This is a genomic window from Neobacillus rhizosphaerae, from assembly GCF_050477885.1.
Classification (GTDB): Bacteria; Bacillota; Bacilli; order Bacillales; family Cytobacillaceae; genus Neobacillus; species Neobacillus rhizosphaerae_A.
In genome coordinates, this window is sequence record NZ_JBCNAC010000130.1 from 1 (window position 1) to 18524 (window position 18524).

Below are 18524 nucleotides of genomic sequence, written 5' to 3' on the forward strand. Positions count from 1 at the left end.
CGCCGAGGAGGCTCGCCGAAACACCCACGGAAAGCGAAGTGCCTGGAGCGGAAATCAACAGGCAAGTTTAACAGAGCCAATCAAAAAACCAGCCGACAAAGTCGACTGGTTTAATTGCTTTTATTCATTTATTACATGTTTAAACTGATATCTAACTCTCATTGTAAAATATGCAATGGTTCCTAAAGCGAAAGCAAGTAAGAAACTTAATAGAATCATGGCATTTTCCCACATAAAACTAAAATCACCACTTGAAATCACTGCCTTAAAACCAGAGACTGAATATGTCATCGGTAGGAAGGCATTGAAATGCTGTAAGAAGTTAGGAATTAACTCAAGTGGGAAGGTTCCAGCACTTGTAGTCAATTGGAAAATAAGAATAATGATTGCAAGAAAACGTCCTGCATCAGCAAATACTGAAACAAGCAGCTGAATTAATGCAATAAAAGTTAAACTTGTAATAATCGAGAATAAAATAAACTTCGGTACACTTTGAACATCAAGGCCTAACCCAAGAAGGAGGATCATATCTGCCAATAACGCCTGAATCACTCCAACACCGGCCATAATGGCAAATTTACCTGCAAACCAGTTAAATCCACTTGATGGAGCAACCGCTGTATCCCTTAGAGGGAATACGATTGATAATAATAGTGCACCTACAAAAAGTCCTAATGAAAGGAAGTATGGCGCAAATCCGGTTCCATAATTAGGAACATGATTCACACTTTCTGTATCCAATTTTACAGGTTTCGCCATCATGTTATAGGTCTTATCATCGGCATGTACTTTAGATGCCTCTTGTGCCCCATCTGCGAGCTTATCCGCAAGCTCTTTCGCACCGTCATTCAATTCAGTCGTTCCTTCTTCTAATTGGTTCGAGCCATCTGCTAACTGTCCAGCACCCGAGCTAAGGGCTGTTGAACCAGCAGACAATTGATTCATACCGTTTGAAAGGTCGCTAGTTCCTTTAGATAATTGGACTGAACCAGTATATAGCTGATGAATTCCTTGCTGTAATAATTTCTGATTTTCATTAATTGTACCAATGCCACCAATTAATCGATCAAAATATGGGTCAGTTTGTGTTTTTATTTTTTCATCTAACCCACTGGTTGCACCCGCTAATTTGTCATTAATAGCTAATTTAAATTGCTTGAAGCCACCATCTAATTTAGGACCAAGTTCTGATGAGATTTGTTGTTGTAGCTGTTCTTTTGTTGGTGCCTTTTTTTGCTCTTCCACCATAATTGCATTTACAAGTTGTGGAGATACACCATTAGCTATTAATACATTGGCTAGTTCTTGCATTTTTGCCGTTTGTGCTGTAATGGTTTGATCAGCAATCTGTGATGCCAGGGAAGCTGTTAATTGTGATTCAAATTGATCAATCCCCGTGTTCAGCTCTCCCATACTACCTGATAATTGTTTTTCAAATGCATCTGCTATTCCAGTTGGCAGTTCACGCTTTAATTTCTCAGCACCAGAATATACATCCTGTGTTCCCTTAACAAGCAGTGGTAAATTAGAATCAGCTTTAGCCAATCCATTTTTCAAATCGCTTGAACCTGCAGCAAGTTTGTTTGTTCCATCATTTGCTGCCATCATTCCATTTTTAAATTCGATTGATTTTTCTGCTAACGTACTTAGGCCGTCATTTAACTCTTCAGACCCTTTATTTAGCTTAGTAGAACCATCCCTTAATTGACCCGCACCATCACTGGCTTTTTCGACCCCATCAGCAAGTTCACTGATTTTACCAAACATGGTTTCTGCATACGTTTCAGTCACTTGTTCTGACACAGCCGTTTTGATTTTTTCAGCAGCTGTTCCACCAATCTGTGCTGAAAGGAAATTATAGCTTTCATTTGGGGTATAAGTCAGTTCCAACTTTTTTGGTTGCTTATCTAATAAGGTGGTTGCATTTTCAGAGAAGTTTTTAGGAATTTCAATAACCATGTAATACTTTTGGTCCTCTAGCTCTTTGTAGGCTTCCTTTTTATCAACCAATTGAAAATCAAATTGCTTGCTCTTCTTTAGTTTGGACGCTAAGTCATCCCCAAGCTGTAAGTGTTTCCCATCCATCGATGTTCCCGCATCATTATTTACTACTGCAACCGGTAGCTCATCCAGCTTGTCATATGGGTCCCAAAAAGCCCATAAAAACATACCAGCATACAAGACAGGGACAAACATGACAGCAATAATGGGAATGAGAATTTTTCTATTTTTAAAGATAGATAAAAGTTCTTCCTTTAACAAGATGTTTTTCAACCCTGATGCCTCCTTTTTATACTGACTGTTTTGTTCATTTAGTCATTTTACTTTTTAAAATAAGGACTATCTATTTAGACAATCCTCTGAAAAAGGTATTTTCGTAATTCACTTTTGACCAAATGAACATTTCGGTCATTTAATACTTTAGAAGTATACCTCCATTTTTAAATGTTTGCAAGCAAAAAATGAAAGTTCTCCTCTTAATGATATGAAATATATAGAAAAAGAAGCTGTTGCTATTGAACAGCTTCTTTTAATGGTGTCTTCTTTTTAAAGTATTCTAAAACATTCTGTACAGCTGCCTCACCCTGGTCAATGCAGTCTGGGACACCTACTCCTCCATAAGAAGCACCTGCTAGGAACACACCAGGCAGTTCCTCTTTAACATGCTCTAGAATGGTAGCAAGCCGTTGTTTATGACCAACCATATACTGCGGCATTGAATTCTTCCAACGGGATACAATTGCGAAATCAGGGTTCAATGTAATATCCATTGTTTTCTTTAAATCATCCAAAACAATTTTTATAATTTGATCATCTGATAAATCGACAATGGTTTCATCACCGGCTCTTCCCACATAGCAACGTAGAAGAACTTTTCCCTTTGGAGTCGAATGGGCCCATTTTTTATGCGTCCACGTACAAGCAGTGATCGAATAATCACTATTTCTAGAGACAACAAATCCGGTTCCATCAATATCCTTCTTGATTGCTTCCTTTGGAAATGCCAAGGCAACGGTGGCAACAGATGTAGATGGGACCGATTTAAATGGATCAAAAAAGCGATAATCTGAAAACATCCCTTGAGTTATTTGATGAGGAGTAGCAGCAATAATACTATCTGCCTGAATGGTTTCCCCATTATTAAGATATATCTCATACTTTTGATTGGACTTTGTAATCTTTTCAACACGATGACCTTTTAAAATAGACTCCGGGGCTATATTACTCTCAATGGCTTCTGCAAAAGATTGGAGCCCTGTTTTGAAAGTTAAAAAAGCCCCTTTAGTATTCTCTTTACTTTCGGTCTTTTTCGGTTGAGAAGGAGTCGCTTTTTTCATGCCAACGATCAGGCTTCGGTATTTTTGTTCCACCTCATAAAATTGTGGGAAGGTAGACATTAAACTTAATTGATCGATGTCACCCGCATAAATGCCTGATAACAATGGTTCAATTAAATTCTCAACCACCTCATCACCTAATCTTCGTCTAAAAAACTCTCCTAAAGACTGGTCTTTCCCGCTTTCAGAACGAGGTAAAATAAAATCTGCCGCAGCTCTTAATTTACCAGGAATCGAAAATAAGCCTGTTGTTAGAAAGGGGCCTATTTGTGTTGGTATTCCCATGATCGAACCACCGGGCATTGAGTGTAGCTTCTCATTCACTAGAACATATGATTTACCCGTGGAATTATGAACTAATTGATCGTCCATCCCTACTTCTTTAGCCAGTCGGACCATGCTTGTCTTCCTTGCTAAAAATGAATCAGGGCCTCTCTCAATTATAAAACCGTCTCTTATAACGGTTTGCATTTTGCCTCCGAGACGGTGGGAAGCTTCTATAAGTTTAATTTCAATAGGAAGGTTGTGTTCATGAATCTGTTTTTGAAGATAGAATGCAGCTGTTAAACCTGCTATTCCTCCTCCAATAATAACAACCTTCTGTTTTTCTTCCGTCACGGACGTCACCTTCTTCCCTTTTATTCCCTATTTGTTTTTAATGAGATAATCTTTTTAGGATGACGGTAGAAAGGCAATCAATAAATTCTTCCTTTGCATTTGGCATTTCAGGACGATAATAGCTAACACCCAATTCATCCGTCACTGCTTTACATTCTATATCATTATCAAAAAGAACTTCCAGATGGTCACATACAAATCCCACTGGTGCAAATACAAATGCTTTATAGTTTTTCTGCTGATATAAGTCCCTTGTTAAATCTTGTACATCCGGACCGATCCATGGCTCTGGGGTATTTCCTGCACTTTGCCAACCAATTGTATAATTTTCAATTCCTGCTTGTTCAGCAATTAAATCAGCCGTTTCCTTTAGCTGCTGAGGGTAAGGGTCGCCTAATTGTAAGATTTTCTCTGGAAGACTATGCGCCGAAACAATTAATACCGCATGCTCTTTTTCCTCTTGAGGCATTTGTTCAAAGACCTGTTTCACTTTGTCAGTCCAATAACCAATAAATTTTGGTTCTTCGTACCAGCTTTCAATACTAGTTATTTTAAGTCCGCCTAATTTCTCAGCTTCCTCTACTGCTCGTCCGTTATAGGATTTAACACTAAACGTTGAAAAATGAGGAGCAAGCACAATACTAACTGCCTCTTTAATACCATCTTCGTGCATTTGTTTCACTGCATCTTCGATGAAAGGCTTAATATGCTTTAATCCAAGATACATTTTAAATTCGATGTCATCCTGAATGGTATTTAAATGTTCCTCTAACTTCTCTGCCTGGTCTTGCGTTATTTTAGCGAGTGGAGAAATTCCTCCAATAGCCTCATACCGATTTCTCAGGTCTTCAATCATTTCAGGCGATGGCTTCCGTCCATGACGGATATGCGTATAATAGCCTTCTAAGTCATCTAATGTATAAGGGGTACCGTACGCCATTACTAGCAGACCCATTTTCTTTTTCACCATATTCACACCTCATCTTTAAGTCTGTTCTCATGATCCATTTATTTATGGAACAGGCCAGTAACAATCATTAGGGTATGAAAATTCACCTTGTCATATTAATGGCCTAGTAAAAAAGCAACTCATTCTATTGTGCCAAAAAATTGGACGTCTTACCAATTTTAACACTCAAAATGAGTCTTAACGACTTAATTTGGATGCTGAATAGTCATGAATAAATGAAGCTAGTCTTTTTAATGTTTCTGGATTTACGGATGGAAATACACCATGGCCTAAATTAAAAATATACCCATCCTGTGCCATACCCTGGTCTAGAATAGCTTTTGCTTTTTCCTCAATAACTTCCCATGGTGCTAACAAAATTGCAGGGTCAAGGTTTCCTTGAACGGTTTTATGAATACCAAGTTCCCTTGCCTGGCTAATTGGCAATCTCCAATCTAACCCTACTACATCTAGCGGAAGTTCATTCCATTCTAAGGCAAGATGGCTAGCACCAACCCCAAACATAATTAACGGAACATTTTCTTCTTTCAATGACGTAAAGATACGGTTCATGACAGGCTTGATAAAATAACGGTAATCCTCGACATTTAAGGCTCCAACCCAAGAATCAAAAATTTGGATGGCCTTTGCTCCAGCCTTTATTTGTGATTTTACATATGTAATGATCATATCGCCCAGCTTATCCATTAAGGCAAACCATGCTTTAGGCTCTGTGTACATGAATGCTTTGGTTTTATTGTAGTTTTTGGATGGGCCCCCTTCAATCATGTAGCTCGCAAGGGTAAATGGTGCTCCTGAAAAACCAATAAGAGGCACAGACAACTGTTCCTGTGTTAATAATTTAATGGTATCTAATACGTATGGAACATCTTGTTCTGGGTTGATTTCTCCCAATTTTTCAACATCTGCTAATGAGCGGATTGGGTTATCAATCACGGGTCCAATGCCACCCTTGATTTCTACTTCCATTCCAATCGCTGGTAGTGGGGTCATAATATCTTTATATAAAATAGCTGCATCCACGTTATATTGCTCAACAGGTAACCTAGTAACATACGCACATAGTTCAGGCTGGTGAGTAATTTCAAATAAAGAATATTTCTCTTTTATCGCTCTGTATTCTGGCTGTGAACGTCCTGCTTGACGCATATACCATACAGGTACATAGTCTGTTTTCTCACCTCTAGCTGCTTTTAAAAATGTTTCATTAATCGGTCTTGTCATTTTTATTGTCCACCTTTCAAACACATGTCTGTTTTCCATTTTAATATAGTTGGCTTAAATTTAAAAACTTTCTTATCATATTTGAAATGATTGTTATATTCAGACTGTCTTCACTATATCTATTAATCCTATTTGTGTATAGGTAACACTAATAACTGTCAAAAAAAAGTCGTTTTTAGGTTACTAGAATTGTTAAAATTTAAAGGAGAATACTGACTTAAGATGGGTATACACTAATAAATGGATACATAAGGAGGAGAAAGAGTATGAATGCCTATCTGACCACAGGAACATTGGATTTTTTAAAAAAGATTGAAGCTAAATACCCTAATGAAATAATGGTTACAATGATCAACGAAAACAATGCCTTATTATTTCATGAATCGGCTGGTGAAACTGTTTTTAATGAGCCTCGAAAATTTGAAGAACTACTTTCTATTGGAGAGATGACAAAAGAAGGTTTTGTTGTTTTAAACACCGTCCCAGTCACGGATGAAGGAAAGGCAGTATTTGAGCATCAAGTTAAAAATCAAATGAACGAGGTTAAAAGTCAACAAGGATTCTTAGCCTTACGAGTACTTCGGCCCCTAACATCAAGTCAGTATGTCATCATGACTGTATGGAAAGATGAAACCTCCTACCAAGCATGGCAATCTTCCCAGAATTTTTTTGATGTTAGTAAAATAACAGGATTGGACTCTCAGGCAAAGATTTTTACGAGCGCACCTTATGTTAGTAAATATATGATAACGGAATAAATTTAAATGGAGTTGGACTTAATTTATAGTGAAAAACTAAATTAAGTGTAGAATCTCAGCACAAATTGAAAAAGCATTATGTTTCACTTAGAGAATAGCCTGGAATTTTTTCAGGGATATTCTCTTTTTGTGTTTTAGAGGGCTTAGCAGTTTGTTATCCTTTTAGGATTTACTGGAATTCAGATAAGACCATGCAATTTGCTGGTCATCCTGACCGAATAAGCTATGCATTCGGACACCATCACTTCTTTTCTTACTCTCCCTGTCCGAATGAGCCAATCATTCGGACACCATCACGCCTTTTCCCCTCCCCTATATTCAAGCTTTAAATTATATAAATATTTTCTCCTCTCTTTCACCACTTCTTCCTAATTTCATATCCTGTATTACATCCAACAGGGCTATAGCCCTGCTGGATATAAGAAAGGAGGAAATATAAATGATAGTTGAACTTACGGCACTTCATTGGATATATGTGACTTTTATTGTTTTTATTATTGGGTTTATGATAATGAGAAGGGACACGACCATCATTTGTATTGCGGGGATATTTTTAATTGCCTTAGTTGCCACAGGCAGTTTAAGTCATTCAGTTAGCAGTATATTCAACAGTTTTAGTTATGCCATAACTGAATTATTGTCTACGATACTCGTCATTTCTATTATTGTCGCAATGAGCCATACATTAACTGCTACTGGCATTAATGATGTCATGATTTCACCCTTTAGAAAGTTAATTCGTAACCCTACGCTTGCCTATTGGACGATTGGTATTTTAATGATGGTGATCTCTTGGTTCTTTTGGCCTTCTCCAGCAGTTGCACTCCTAGGTGCCGTACTCCTTCCAGTAGCCCTTAGAGCAGGTTTGCCGGCACTAGGCGTCGCCATGGCAATGAATCTATTTGGTCATGGGATTGCATTGTCTGGGGACTTTGTCATTCAGGCAGCTCCAAAGCTTACGGCAGATGCTGCAGGACTCCCGATACAGGATGTCATCAATGCCAGTATTCCATTAGTATTTATAATGGGGCTTGTTACAACCGTTACCGCCTTCTATTTTCTAAGAAGAGATATGAAACGTGGTGTTCTTCAAGTCAATTCATCTGTCTTATCGGATTCATCAGATGAATCCCCTCAGCAAAGCAACCTCTTATCTTTGGGACAAAAACGTTTGTTTGCCATTTTGGTACCATTATTATTCGCTGCCGACGTCGCTGCCATGACGATTCTTGATTTGACCGGCGGAGACGCTACAGCCTTAATCGGTGGAACCTCTATTCTTATTCTTCTATTAATCACCTTAACCAGTCATAAAAATAAAGGCCTAGAGCAAACCACCCAGTATTTGATTGAAGGATTCCAATTTGGATTTAAGGTCTTTGGTCCAGTTATCCCAATTGCCGCCTTCTTCTATTTAGGTGACAGTGGATTCACAAAGATCATTGGAGAATATTTACCAAAAGCATCTCATGGTATCGTTAATGACTTAGGTGTAGCACTTGCCAACATTGTTCCGTTAAGCAAAGCAGTTGGTGCTGTCACATTAACCACTGTGGGGGCAATCACAGGATTGGATGGTTCAGGATTTTCAGGAATCTCCTTGGCTGGTTCTGTTGCTGCCCTTTTCGCAACAGCAATTGGAAAAGGGGCTGCTACACTCACAGCACTAGGACAAATATCAGCTATTTGGGTTGGTGGTGGAGTTCTCGTACCATGGGCGTTAATTCCAGCGGCAGCGATATGTAAGGTGGACCCTTTTGAACTAGCAAGAAGAAACCTGGTCCCAGTTATTATCGGGCTAGTCGTAACAACCATAGCGGCTATGTTTTTAATATAAATACAGAAAAGAGGCTGAATCCAGCCTCTTTTCCTATTTAATCTTTTTCTTTTTAAAATAATTATAGAGAATAATCGAAATGGATACCCATATATATCCTAATGCATAGCCCCCAAGAACATCTGATGGATAATGTACGTGTAAAATAATCCGGCTTGCTCCAATTAAAAGAAGTAAAATAGCCGCACATGCACCAATAATGATTTTCGCCGTTTTTGAAACAGTTGACTCAATCAATAAATAAGCCATTAAAAAATACACAGTCATCCCAACCATTGCATGCCCACTTGGGAAGCTATAACTTTTCACATTGACAAGATGCTCAAGATCTGGCCTTGGTCGAGCGAAGTAATCCTTAAGAAGCTTACTAATTTCATTACCTATTGCAATAGATAAAGCAAAAACAGCCGCCCCAAGATAATTCCTTTTTTTGACCAATAACCAAATTAACATCAATATGGCGACAACCCCAATGCCCTTTTTGTCCCCCATTTCAGTTAGTTGAATAAAAAATGGAATGACAGATCCAGGTACATGCGAAAATAATCCTGTAATTTTATCATCCATCCAAAAAACACTGTGTGTAGCCACTTTAATAGTTGTAAATAGTGCGAATATAATGACCATGCCCATAAAAATAAAAGAATAATTTACTTTGCTTTTTGCTTCCATTCCCCTAATCCTTTCACTTACTTTTTAAAATCCTTTAAAAGTATAAAGAAAATAAACATAAAAATCTATATAATAGTGGAAAAGTGTTAAAATAGTTTGAAAATACATTCTCTTTTAACTAATAAATTGGGGGGATTAACTATGTTAAACCAGCTTTTTGCTAAATTAGAAGGATATTACGATGAGATGGTCTCTATCCGTCGCTACATGCATCAGCATCCAGAGTTATCATTTCAGGAATATGAAACAGCCAAGTTCATTTATTCTTATTATAAAAAGTTAGATATTGAAGTAAAGGGTCAGGTTGGTGGAAATGGAGTCGTTGCGAAAATTCAAGGGAAACTGCCAGGTAAAACAGTTGCACTACGGGCAGACTTTGACGCACTTCCCATTCAGGATGAAAAGGATGTACCCTACAAGTCATTAGTTCCAGGGGTCATGCATGCCTGCGGTCATGACGGTCATACAGCTACTCTCCTTGTCCTTGCGAAAGCATTAAACGAATGTAAAGATGAACTTAAAGGTACCTATGTCTTTATCCATCAACATGCTGAGGAATATGCACCTGGTGGAGCAGCTTCCATGATTGAGGATGGTTGTTTAGATGGTGTTGATGTCATTTTTGGTACTCATTTATGGGCAAGCGAACCCACAGGTACGATCCAATACAGAACAGGGCCTATAATGGCAGCTGCAGATCGTTTTGAAATTGATATCCAAGGACAAGGCGGCCATGGCGCACAGCCCCACAAAACGAAAGATGCTATTGTCACAGCTTCACAGCTAGTTCTCAATTTACAACAAATCGTCAGCCGAAAGGTAAACCCTGTAGAAGCGGCGGTAGTGACGGTTGCCTCATTTACAGCTCAAAACGCTTTTAATGTTATTGCAGATAAGGCAAAACTTGTTGGAACTGTACGTACTTTTAATGAAGAAATAAGGGAATTCATCGAAAAAGAAATGGAACGAATCATCCATGGAACCTGCTATTCATCTGACTGCACGTATAAGTATACCTTTGTAAGAGGTTATCCAGCTGTAGTTAATCATGCTAATGAAACAGAATTTCTTATTTCATGTGCCCAAGAAGTAACTGAGGTAAAAAAAATTGAAGAAACCGAGCCACAGATGGGCGGCGAAGATTTCGCCTATTACTTACAAAAAGTACCTGGCACATTCTTCTACACAGGTGCCAAGCCTCTTGGTGAAAAAACAGCCTTTCCACACCATCACCCTAAATTTGACATTGATGAAAATGCCATGTTGATTGCAGCAAAAACGCTTGGCACCGCAGCTCTGAAAGTTCATGAATAAGAAGAAACCACCCCTGAATTTCTTATAGTTCAGGGGCTTTTTGCAATAATCTCAACCGATAGGCGTTCATCGCTGTTTCCCCAAGGTGTTTCAGTAAATTATTATTCGCATAGGCCCCTACAAAAGCACCAATACCAGGTACTAGCTGCAGCATCTTGGCAAGATCAATATAATCACGATACTCCTGTTGAAATTTCCGCCAATCCATTTCAACTAATACTTGTTTTCTTTCTTCCCAGTTTTCAATCTCATAAAGTGTACTTCTTCGTATTTCATCACTTGAAAAGGCCAATTGAAATATATGCAAGATAAAAAGCCTTTCCTCATATTGATTTGTATTAAATCCATAAACTTCCGCTGCTTCAAAAAGAAATTTCATTTTAATTGTAAGGAGAAGTGGAAAATCAGCAAGTCCGAGCAAAATCCCTCCAGCACCGGTTCCGGCCCCCTCAACGATGGCTGTTTTCTGGTATGTGGCTATCTTTTTTCGCACCAATTCATCTCTCTCATAAAGGGTTAAGCCCTTTGCTTGATCTTTTTTGGTTGTAAGCTTTGAGCCAAATAAAGTTGCTTTTACCATTCCTTTAATACTTTCAGTCATGACCTCATGGACCTTTTCTGGAATCCATTCATTAAATTTCACTTGAGCCTTCTTAGAAATCCGATTCATCATCCCAGAACGTCTAGATAATTTTCGTTTCCATTCTTCGACTTCATCATAAACTTTTAATTCATATTCATTCAATTAACCCCACTCCTTCCATAAACATTTTATGCTTACCTACGATAAAACCCAGCCAATGGTTTCAAAAAAATCCCCTTCATCAGCAAAGGGGATTTTACTTTAAGCCTTTATACGTTTTTTACTGTAAATATAAACAAATAAATAATTAAATACAAACCCTGAAATTAAGGCAAACAGACTATTCAGTATCTCGCCTTTAAGGGCAATAAACAAAGCAAAAATAACCGCTTCAGTAGATAAAATGATCATCAATAGGTAATGGAACGAAGAGGTTTTATATTTTTGATCAACAGGATATAAGTCAACCCATAGCTTGTTTTGATGATGGTTCCATAATGGAAGTAGCTGAAAACCTGTTAGATACAAAAATAAAATGCTCAATAAGAGTTGTCCTAATCCAAACGAAATGAAATAAATGGCCACCGTGCCAATGACCGTTAGCCTGATAAACAGACCTAAGTAATCAGAAGAACGGAGAAACGCACGAGAATACAAATACAAATATGTTTTATCCTGAGAAAAAGCAATGTTGCTAATGAGCCAATCAAGCCACTTTCTTCTTTTAACTGTGTCCTTTAGCTTCGGAACATCTGTAAACATATTTGCCAACCGGTAAAACGAAGCCATTCTCTTTTCTTCATGATCTATTAACAGATCCCATTTAAGCCCCATTTTCTTTGTTCGAACATAAAAGAAACGATAATAAAAGGCCATCACTACAACAAGAATGAGCAAAATAACTACATTTGCTTGTTTGAATAACAGAAAGGTACATACGGCATTGATAAAATATCTGACAACCATATCCCATCTATGTACAGAATTCTGAACAAAATAATGAATTCGCCAACTAGTGGCTAAATTCCATCCCTTTAATGCTAATAGGACAACTAAATAAGGTAAAAACAATTGAAAACCGCTGCTGTTTACATGGGCATACATTGGCATAAGTACCGCAAGGATCATAAGAATTATATACCCTTGGAAAACAAAACTTGCTATACCAGAACGAAAAAAATACCCTTTTAGCTTATCTTCGAGTGGTAGGATATACACTTTATCAGCTTCCAGCAGAAAATTATAAACCGGACTGTACGTTAAGAATAACCCTATGAGAACAGCGATTATGATTTCTGCTGGAAAATTGGAAGAAAGCTTCTCAACCCATTGTTGATAGTAGAATGCACCTGTTCCAATAAGGAATAACAAAACAATGACCAGATGCCCATTGAATATATAACGTAGATATCTCCCTAAATCCCTTACACGACCTCCAGCACGGTCCTTCCACAATTTTTTATCATCAAACATAGTTTTCTTCCTTCGTCAATTGAATATATAGATCGTCCAAAGAAGCAGAAGGCATGGAGAATTGCTCTCTTAACTCTTCAAGTGTTCCTTTGGCTCGAATTTTCCCTTCGTGTAAAATGACAAAGCGGTCACAATATTTCTCCGCAGTTGCAAGAATATGTGTAGACATCAAAATACCTGCACCGTTCTCTTTCATCTTCTTCATTAAATCAAGCAGTGACTGAATTCCTAGAGGATCCAAACCAACGAATGGTTCATCTACAATATAAAGGGATGGTTGAACCAAAAAGGCACACATGATCATAACCTTTTGTTTCATTCCTTTTGAAAAATGCGCTGGAAACCAATTTAACCGCTTCTCCATCCGGAACTCCGATAATAACGGACCCACTCTCTGTTTATAGTCCACTTCCTTTAAACCATAAGCCATAGCAGTTAATTTCAAATGCTCTTCCAGGGTTAGTTCTTCATATAATACAGGCGTTTCCGGAACAAATGTAAATTGACGTCGGTAGGCTTCTTTATTTTCTGTAAACGACTGGTCGTTAATTTTTACCGTTCCTTTATGTGGTTCCATTAACCCGATAATATGTTTAATTGTAGTACTTTTACCTGCCCCATTAAGTCCAATCAGGCCAACCAGTTCTTTTTCTTTTACATCAAAGGATATATCTTTTAGTACTGGGTTTCTTGTATATCCTCCAACAAGATTCTCAATCGATAATAGTGACATTTGCATACGTCCCTCCGTAGCAGATTATGCTTTTCATTTTATCAAATCAAATAAGATAAAAACAGAAATACAATTTTTTGATATTTTTTTGTATATTTCTTTTGCAATCGGACATCATAATATTCGAAGGGGAAACAACTTACTTCGATGAAGAAATTCATCAAAAATTGAAATGAGGTGTCTGTTAAAGACAATTTCCTTTCAAACAAGTAGAGCTTCCAATTCGTTTCAGATAAGGGGATGGTTGTTTTGTACAAAGTGCATGGTAACCATTTTGAGTTCAAGTAACACCAAGGTTTATTCACAAATAAACTAAAAATGAGGTGTTTACCGCAGATCGCTACCCGTTTTTATAAGTTGGGAAAACATATAAAAACAAATAGGGGATGGTCAGCTTGAACAAATTTGTTTCTTTATAAAAAACACTCTATGAAAAATGAGGTGTTTATCAAAGAACACTCCTAAATGAACGTACCTTTTGAAGCAATTCCCCTTCGAGAGGGCAGGATTCCACGCGGATCCTGCCTTTTTCATTTTTACGTTCTATGGTAAAATAATACAAACTAATTACAAGGGGCTGTGTTGTGATGAGCAATTGTATTTTTTGTAAAATTGTCAATGGAGAAATTCCAGCAGCAAAGGTTTTTGAGAATGAACATGTGGTAGCCTTTTTAGACATCAGTCAAGTAACAAAAGGCCACACTCTTGTCATTCCAAAAATACATAAGGAAAACTTATTTGAATTGACTCCTGAAATAGCTAGAAATCTTTTTGAGGTTGTCCCAGCCATTGCCAATGCGTTAAAACAGGAATTTGAACCGATTGGATTAAATACGATTAATAATAATGGAGAACATGCAGGTCAATCTGTGTTTCATTATCATATGCACTTGATTCCTCGATATGGAAAAGGTGATGGGTTCGGTGCCGTATGGAAAAACAACCAAAGTGAGTACACACCACAAATCCTGCAGGAAATGGCTGAAGGAATTAGTAAAAAAATTTAACTTATCTTTTTACTATTAGAATTATCTGAAAATTATTTCTTTAATATTATTACATTATTATGTTATAATGAAATCAAGTTTTTCGCTGTAGGCAATGAGGGCACTGCAGGAGAAACAAAATAGATTAGTATAGCAGAGGAGAGAAGAGAAATGAATACGAAGAACATTGTTATTTTAGCACTTTTAGCGGGGATTGGGGTGGTCTTGCATACGGTTATGCCAGCCTTCCTAACAATTAAGCCAGATATGATGCTGGCAATGATGTTTTTAGGAATTATTCTTATTCCAGAATTTAAAAGTGTGATGCTTCTAGCTATTGTGACTGGCGTATTGTCTGCATTAACAACAGGTTTCCCGGGTGGACAAATTCCAAACATTATCGACAAACCTATTACTGCGTTAATATTTTTCGGTTTATTTTTAGCCTTAAAAAAATACCAAAATTCCCTTGTTAGTGTTGGAATTTTAACAGCAGTAGGAACGTTGATTTCTGGATCTGTCTTTTTATCAGCCGCTTATTTTATAGTTGGTTTACCAGGACCTTTCACAGCGCTATTCGTGGCAGGTGTATTACCAGCCATTGCACTAAACACTGTAACAATGGTCATTTTGTATCCAATTGCTCAGTCAATATTTAAAAGAACTAAATTATCTTCAGCTTCCGTGATTCAAAAATAAAACACGGGATCCTTTTAAGAAAAAGAACCCAAAAGGGTTCTTTTTCTTAAATTACCATTAAACTTTATGACATGTAAGAAAGCATTAATGCAACTAGCAAACACACGATTCCACCACCAGCTAAAGCAGCTGCTCTTTTCTTTATTACTTGTTTTGGCGGATACACACCTGGTTTAGAAATATCTAATAAATGTTTGATTGTTCCTAATAATAGTATGGCACTTAAGATAAAAAACGTCACAGCTACACTCTTCATCTTTCTTATCCCCCTACTTACATTTAAAAATTCGAAACAATTGTTGTAACTATTTATATGTTTTATCGTCCATTCCTATGAACAAGGCATCGTTTATCCAAGGGGGACTTGCTCATTAAACTATTTAAGTAAACTAATTTATAAGTAAAATTTTCTAAAAGTTGCCATTATTTAGAGGGAGAGATTAAAATAAAAGGGAAATTTCAAAATTATTTAGGTAAATTTTCAAATTTCAATATAAATTTTATGTAATTTCTAAAAATTTTGTGAATTTATATCTTTATTAATTTTTATTTTATTGGCATAATGATAATAGAGAAATATAAAAGTAGGTGAAAATGGGGATGACTGAGAAACAATATTCAATGAAGGAAGCGATGCTTTTTAGTCAGAGAATTGCACAATTAAGTAAAGCCTTATGGAAATCAATTGAGAAAGACTGGCAACAATGGATTAAGCCTTTTGACCTAAATATTAATGAACACCATATTCTATGGATCGCATACCATTTAAACGGTGCTTCCATTTCGGATGTGGCCAAGTTTGGGGTCATGCATGTCTCGACAGCATTTAATTTCTCGAAAAAACTGGAAGAAAGAGGCTTACTCCAATTTTCAAAAAAAGAAAATGATAAGCGCAATACGTATATTCAGCTTACTGCTGAAGGAGAAAACATTTTGCTTCAACTAATGGAAACCTATAATCCGGACGGTAATGCTGTCTTTTCTGGTGCTTTACCCCTTCGCGAATTATATGGAAAATTCCCTGACATTATTGAAATGATGGCGATCGTTCGAAACATTTATGGGGATGACTTCATGGAAATTTTTGAACGTTCTTTCCATAACATCGAAAGTGAATTTGTAGAAGAAAATGGAAAGTTACAAAAGCAGAACAAGACTCAACAAGAACTAGTTTAAGGCAACTCAGATATACTTTCTCAGTTCTTGAAAAAGAAATTCATAAAGATTCTGTGTTAAACATGCCATTATTGCATCATCGACAGACAGATTTTTCGGTAATGAATCAGCAAATTCATTGAAAAGCGGATGAAAGTATACATAACCTTCCGCTTTTTGTTCTTCCAATTGTATGCTCATTTTGTCACATAATTGAAAAAAATCTTTTACTTCCTTCTCAGTTAGACCTTTCTCTATGATGAGCTTGTAAAACTCAAGCTTCGGATTGCTTAATAATTGAAGTAAAAGTTTTTGGTGGTATTCTAAAAGATTAATTCTTTCCAACAATCCATCAATTTCATTCATTTAATAACCCTCTTTTCAAACCAAACAATACTCTATGTACATTATTCACCTTTTAAAGACGTAGGTAAACCTAATTTAAGCAACTAACAAATAAATTATTTATAAATGATAAGAAAGTCTTACAAGCTTCTATTCTTTATGACTATCTTTTTTTTCTAATTTTTGATATTGTATAAAGCATAATATGAACAACTGGGGAGGGAATCATTGATGATCTCCGTTTTTATTGTCTTTGCTATTTTCATCTTGTTTTATGTAAATAAAATGACCAATTCTCTTTGCATCCAAAAAGAAATACCGGAAGAGAACCAGCATAAAGTATTTCGTACAATCAATGTCCTTATTACGATTTTACTGATCTCTTCCTACTTGGAAATTTTATATACATAAACCAGCTTTTAGTGAGATTTAACTTAAAGTATAAAAAATCGAAGCGATGAGGAATTCCCATCGCTTTTAATTTTTTAATTATCATTAATAGATCCAAGATGCTCCTATGATAATTAATAGGATGAAAAGGACTACAACTAAAGCAAAACCTCCACCGTATGCTCCGCCTGACATATATTTCCCCTCCTCTCGATTAACTTGAAATTGGTTTTATTTAGTAAACCCAAGAAGCTCCCACTATAATCAATAGGATGAAAAGGACTACAATTAGAGCAAATCCAGCTCCATATCCTGCGCTCATCGTAATACCTCCTTTTTCATTTTCTAAGATATACTATTCACACAGGATTGATTTCGTTTAGGCACTTACCATTTTTTTTTTGGAAAAGGCCTATGTTGCATTTGTAAATTTTCTAAAAACAATCACAACTTAATTTTTGCAGTAGTTACCATTTATGTTATAGTAGAGATTGTGGACAAGAAATTACTGTTTAGGAGAGATTTCATCATGAAAAAATGGATATTAGCCCTTACTCTAGCAGGCGGCGTTCTTGCACTAAGTGCATGTAATCAAAATGGTTCTGGTTCTAGTTCTGATACTGTAGCTGAGAGCAAGGTTGGAAATGTAACACAAGAAGAGCTGTATAACTCAATGAAGGAAAAATACGGTGAACAAGCCCTTCAACAGCTTGTATATGAAAAAGTTCTTTCCAAAAAGTACAAAGTTACGGACAAAGAACTTAATGAAAAAATCGACCAGCTAAAAGCTGATCTTGGCGCTAATTTTGAAACTACTCTTGCACAATATGGCTATAAAAGCGAAGCGGATCTGAAGAAAACGATGAAGCTTGGCATGATGCAAGAGAAAGCAGCTATGAAAGATGTAAAGGTTACTGAAAAAGAATTAAAGGATTACTACGACAGCTACCAGCCTGAAATCAAAGCACGTCATATCCTAGTTGCAGATGAAAAAACTGCTAATGAAGTGAAGAAAAAGCTTGATGGCGGGGCAAAATTCGAGGACGTAGCAAAAGAATATTCAACTGATACAGCATCAGCACAAAATGGCGGTGACCTAGGTTGGTTCGGTACTGGAAAAATGGACCCAGACTTTGAAAAAGCAGCATATGCCCTTAAAGTCAATGAAATTAGTGCACCAGTGAAAACTCAATTCGGTTTCCACATTATCCAATTAACGGATAAAAAAGAGAAAAAATCATATGAAGATATGAAGAAAGAAATTGAATATCAAGTAAAATCATCTAAATTAACAAGTGATTCAATTAATAAAGCAATGCAACGTGAACTAAAAGCTGCAAATGTAAAAGTTAGCGATAAAGACTTAAAAGACGCTCTTAACCCACAAACACCAGCAGCAGCTGCACACCAATAAGAAAAGCGCAAGCGC

General features: G+C 36.8%; 20 protein-coding genes. 8 read left to right on the forward strand and 12 right to left on the reverse strand.

The window, feature by feature from the left end; genetic code table 11:
- Nucleotides 1-120: 120 nt before the first annotated feature.
- From ABES03_RS18300 to hemE, 4 genes are all read right to left on the reverse strand, one after another.
- Entirely contained in the window at nucleotides 121-2274 is a 2154-nt protein-coding gene (locus ABES03_RS18300) for a YhgE/Pip family protein (RefSeq protein WP_430119279.1), read from the reverse strand.
- Nucleotides 2275-2513: 239 nt separating this feature from the next.
- Nucleotides 2514-3956: a protoporphyrinogen oxidase gene (gene hemY / locus ABES03_RS18305; protein WP_430119281.1), complete on the reverse strand. Its 1443-nt coding sequence runs from the start codon at nucleotides 3954-3956 to the stop codon at nucleotides 2514-2516.
- 37 nt (nucleotides 3957-3993) lie between these two features.
- Entirely contained in the window at nucleotides 3994-4926 is a 933-nt protein-coding gene (gene hemH, locus ABES03_RS18310; RefSeq protein ID WP_430119283.1) for a ferrochelatase, read from the reverse strand.
- 177 nt (nucleotides 4927-5103) lie between these two features.
- On the reverse strand, nucleotides 5104-6150 hold the full coding sequence (gene hemE / locus ABES03_RS18315) for a uroporphyrinogen decarboxylase (RefSeq protein ID WP_430119285.1): 1047 nt from the start codon (nucleotides 6148-6150) through the stop codon (nucleotides 5104-5106).
- A 266-nt stretch (nucleotides 6151-6416) separates the two neighbouring features.
- On the opposite strand from hemE, the gene ABES03_RS18320 reads away from it, so the two are divergent.
- Together ABES03_RS18320 and ABES03_RS18325 are read left to right on the forward strand one after the other, a co-directional pair.
- Nucleotides 6417-6908, forward strand: a complete 492-nt coding sequence (locus tag ABES03_RS18320) for an antibiotic biosynthesis monooxygenase family protein (RefSeq protein ID WP_430119287.1) — start codon at nucleotides 6417-6419, stop codon at nucleotides 6906-6908.
- 439 nt (nucleotides 6909-7347) lie between these two features.
- On the forward strand, nucleotides 7348-8745 hold the full coding sequence (locus ABES03_RS18325; protein WP_430119289.1) for a hypothetical protein: 1398 nt from the start codon (nucleotides 7348-7350) through the stop codon (nucleotides 8743-8745).
- 33 nt (nucleotides 8746-8778) lie between these two features.
- Here the strand turns inward: ABES03_RS18325 and ABES03_RS18330 are convergent, their stop codons facing one another.
- Nucleotides 8779-9417, reverse strand: a complete 639-nt coding sequence (locus tag ABES03_RS18330; protein WP_430119291.1) for a phosphatase PAP2 family protein — start codon at nucleotides 9415-9417, stop codon at nucleotides 8779-8781.
- 141 nt (nucleotides 9418-9558) lie between these two features.
- On the opposite strand from ABES03_RS18330, the gene ABES03_RS18335 reads away from it, so the two are divergent.
- On the forward strand, nucleotides 9559-10731 hold the full coding sequence (locus ABES03_RS18335) for a M20 family metallopeptidase (RefSeq protein ID WP_430119293.1): 1173 nt from the start codon (nucleotides 9559-9561) through the stop codon (nucleotides 10729-10731).
- Nucleotides 10732-10753: 22 nt separating this feature from the next.
- Here the strand turns inward: ABES03_RS18335 and ABES03_RS18340 are convergent, their stop codons facing one another.
- The 3 genes from ABES03_RS18340 to ABES03_RS18350 all read right to left on the reverse strand — a co-directional run bounded on the left by ABES03_RS18340 (nucleotide 10754) and on the right by ABES03_RS18350 (nucleotide 13520).
- Nucleotides 10754-11476 carry an EcsC family protein gene (locus ABES03_RS18340; RefSeq protein WP_430119294.1) on the reverse strand — a complete coding sequence of 241 codons (723 nt, stop codon included), beginning with the start codon at nucleotides 11474-11476 and terminating at the stop codon, nucleotides 10754-10756.
- A 99-nt stretch (nucleotides 11477-11575) separates the two neighbouring features.
- Nucleotides 11576-12787, reverse strand: a complete 1212-nt coding sequence (locus tag ABES03_RS18345) for an ABC transporter permease (protein WP_430119296.1) — start codon at nucleotides 12785-12787, stop codon at nucleotides 11576-11578.
- Complete coding sequence (locus ABES03_RS18350) at nucleotides 12780-13520, reverse strand: ABC transporter ATP-binding protein (protein WP_430119310.1); 741 nt, start codon at nucleotides 13518-13520, stop codon at nucleotides 12780-12782. Before ABES03_RS18350 ends, ABES03_RS18345 begins: the two co-directional genes overlap by 8 nt.
- A gap of 587 nt (nucleotides 13521-14107) precedes the next feature.
- On the opposite strand from ABES03_RS18350, the gene ABES03_RS18355 reads away from it, so the two are divergent.
- Nucleotides 14108-14527, forward strand: coding sequence for an HIT family protein (locus ABES03_RS18355; RefSeq protein WP_430119298.1), 420 nt, complete (start codon nucleotides 14108-14110; stop codon nucleotides 14525-14527).
- A gap of 150 nt (nucleotides 14528-14677) precedes the next feature.
- Entirely contained in the window at nucleotides 14678-15205 is a 528-nt protein-coding gene (locus ABES03_RS18360; protein WP_430119300.1) for a tryptophan transporter, read from the forward strand.
- 64 nt (nucleotides 15206-15269) lie between these two features.
- On the opposite strand, the gene ABES03_RS18365 is transcribed toward ABES03_RS18360, so the two are convergent.
- Nucleotides 15270-15461, reverse strand: a complete 192-nt coding sequence (locus ABES03_RS18365) for a hypothetical protein (protein ID WP_430119302.1) — start codon at nucleotides 15459-15461, stop codon at nucleotides 15270-15272.
- 344 nt (nucleotides 15462-15805) lie between these two features.
- On the opposite strand from ABES03_RS18365, the gene ABES03_RS18370 reads away from it, so the two are divergent.
- On the forward strand, nucleotides 15806-16381 hold the full coding sequence (locus ABES03_RS18370; protein WP_430119304.1) for an HTH-type transcriptional regulator Hpr: 576 nt from the start codon (nucleotides 15806-15808) through the stop codon (nucleotides 16379-16381).
- Nucleotides 16382-16387: 6 nt separating this feature from the next.
- Here ABES03_RS18370 and ABES03_RS18375 read toward each other — a convergent pair whose 3' ends face one another.
- A complete protein-coding gene (locus tag ABES03_RS18375) occupies nucleotides 16388-16726 on the reverse strand; it encodes a DUF1878 family protein (protein ID WP_430119306.1) in 339 nt (112 codons plus the stop codon).
- Between the two features lie 210 nt (nucleotides 16727-16936).
- Between ABES03_RS18375 and ABES03_RS18380 the strand changes: the two genes are divergently transcribed.
- The gene (locus tag ABES03_RS18380; protein ID WP_007084261.1) at nucleotides 16937-17116 is read left to right on the forward strand and encodes a hypothetical protein; all 180 of its coding nucleotides are present in this window, start codon (nucleotides 16937-16939) and stop codon (nucleotides 17114-17116) included.
- A gap of 84 nt (nucleotides 17117-17200) precedes the next feature.
- Here ABES03_RS18380 and ABES03_RS18385 read toward each other — a convergent pair whose 3' ends face one another.
- Nucleotides 17201-17290, reverse strand: a complete 90-nt coding sequence (locus ABES03_RS18385) for a YjcZ family sporulation protein (protein ID WP_307289594.1) — start codon at nucleotides 17288-17290, stop codon at nucleotides 17201-17203.
- Nucleotides 17291-17330: 40 nt separating this feature from the next.
- Entirely contained in the window at nucleotides 17331-17417 is an 87-nt protein-coding gene (locus ABES03_RS18390; protein ID WP_074432824.1) for a YjcZ family sporulation protein, read from the reverse strand.
- Nucleotides 17418-17624: 207 nt separating this feature from the next.
- Here ABES03_RS18390 and ABES03_RS18395 point away from each other — a divergent pair, with 207 nt between their 5' ends.
- Entirely contained in the window at nucleotides 17625-18509 is an 885-nt protein-coding gene (locus ABES03_RS18395) for a peptidylprolyl isomerase (protein ID WP_430119308.1), read from the forward strand.
- Nucleotides 18510-18524 lie beyond the last annotated feature (15 nt).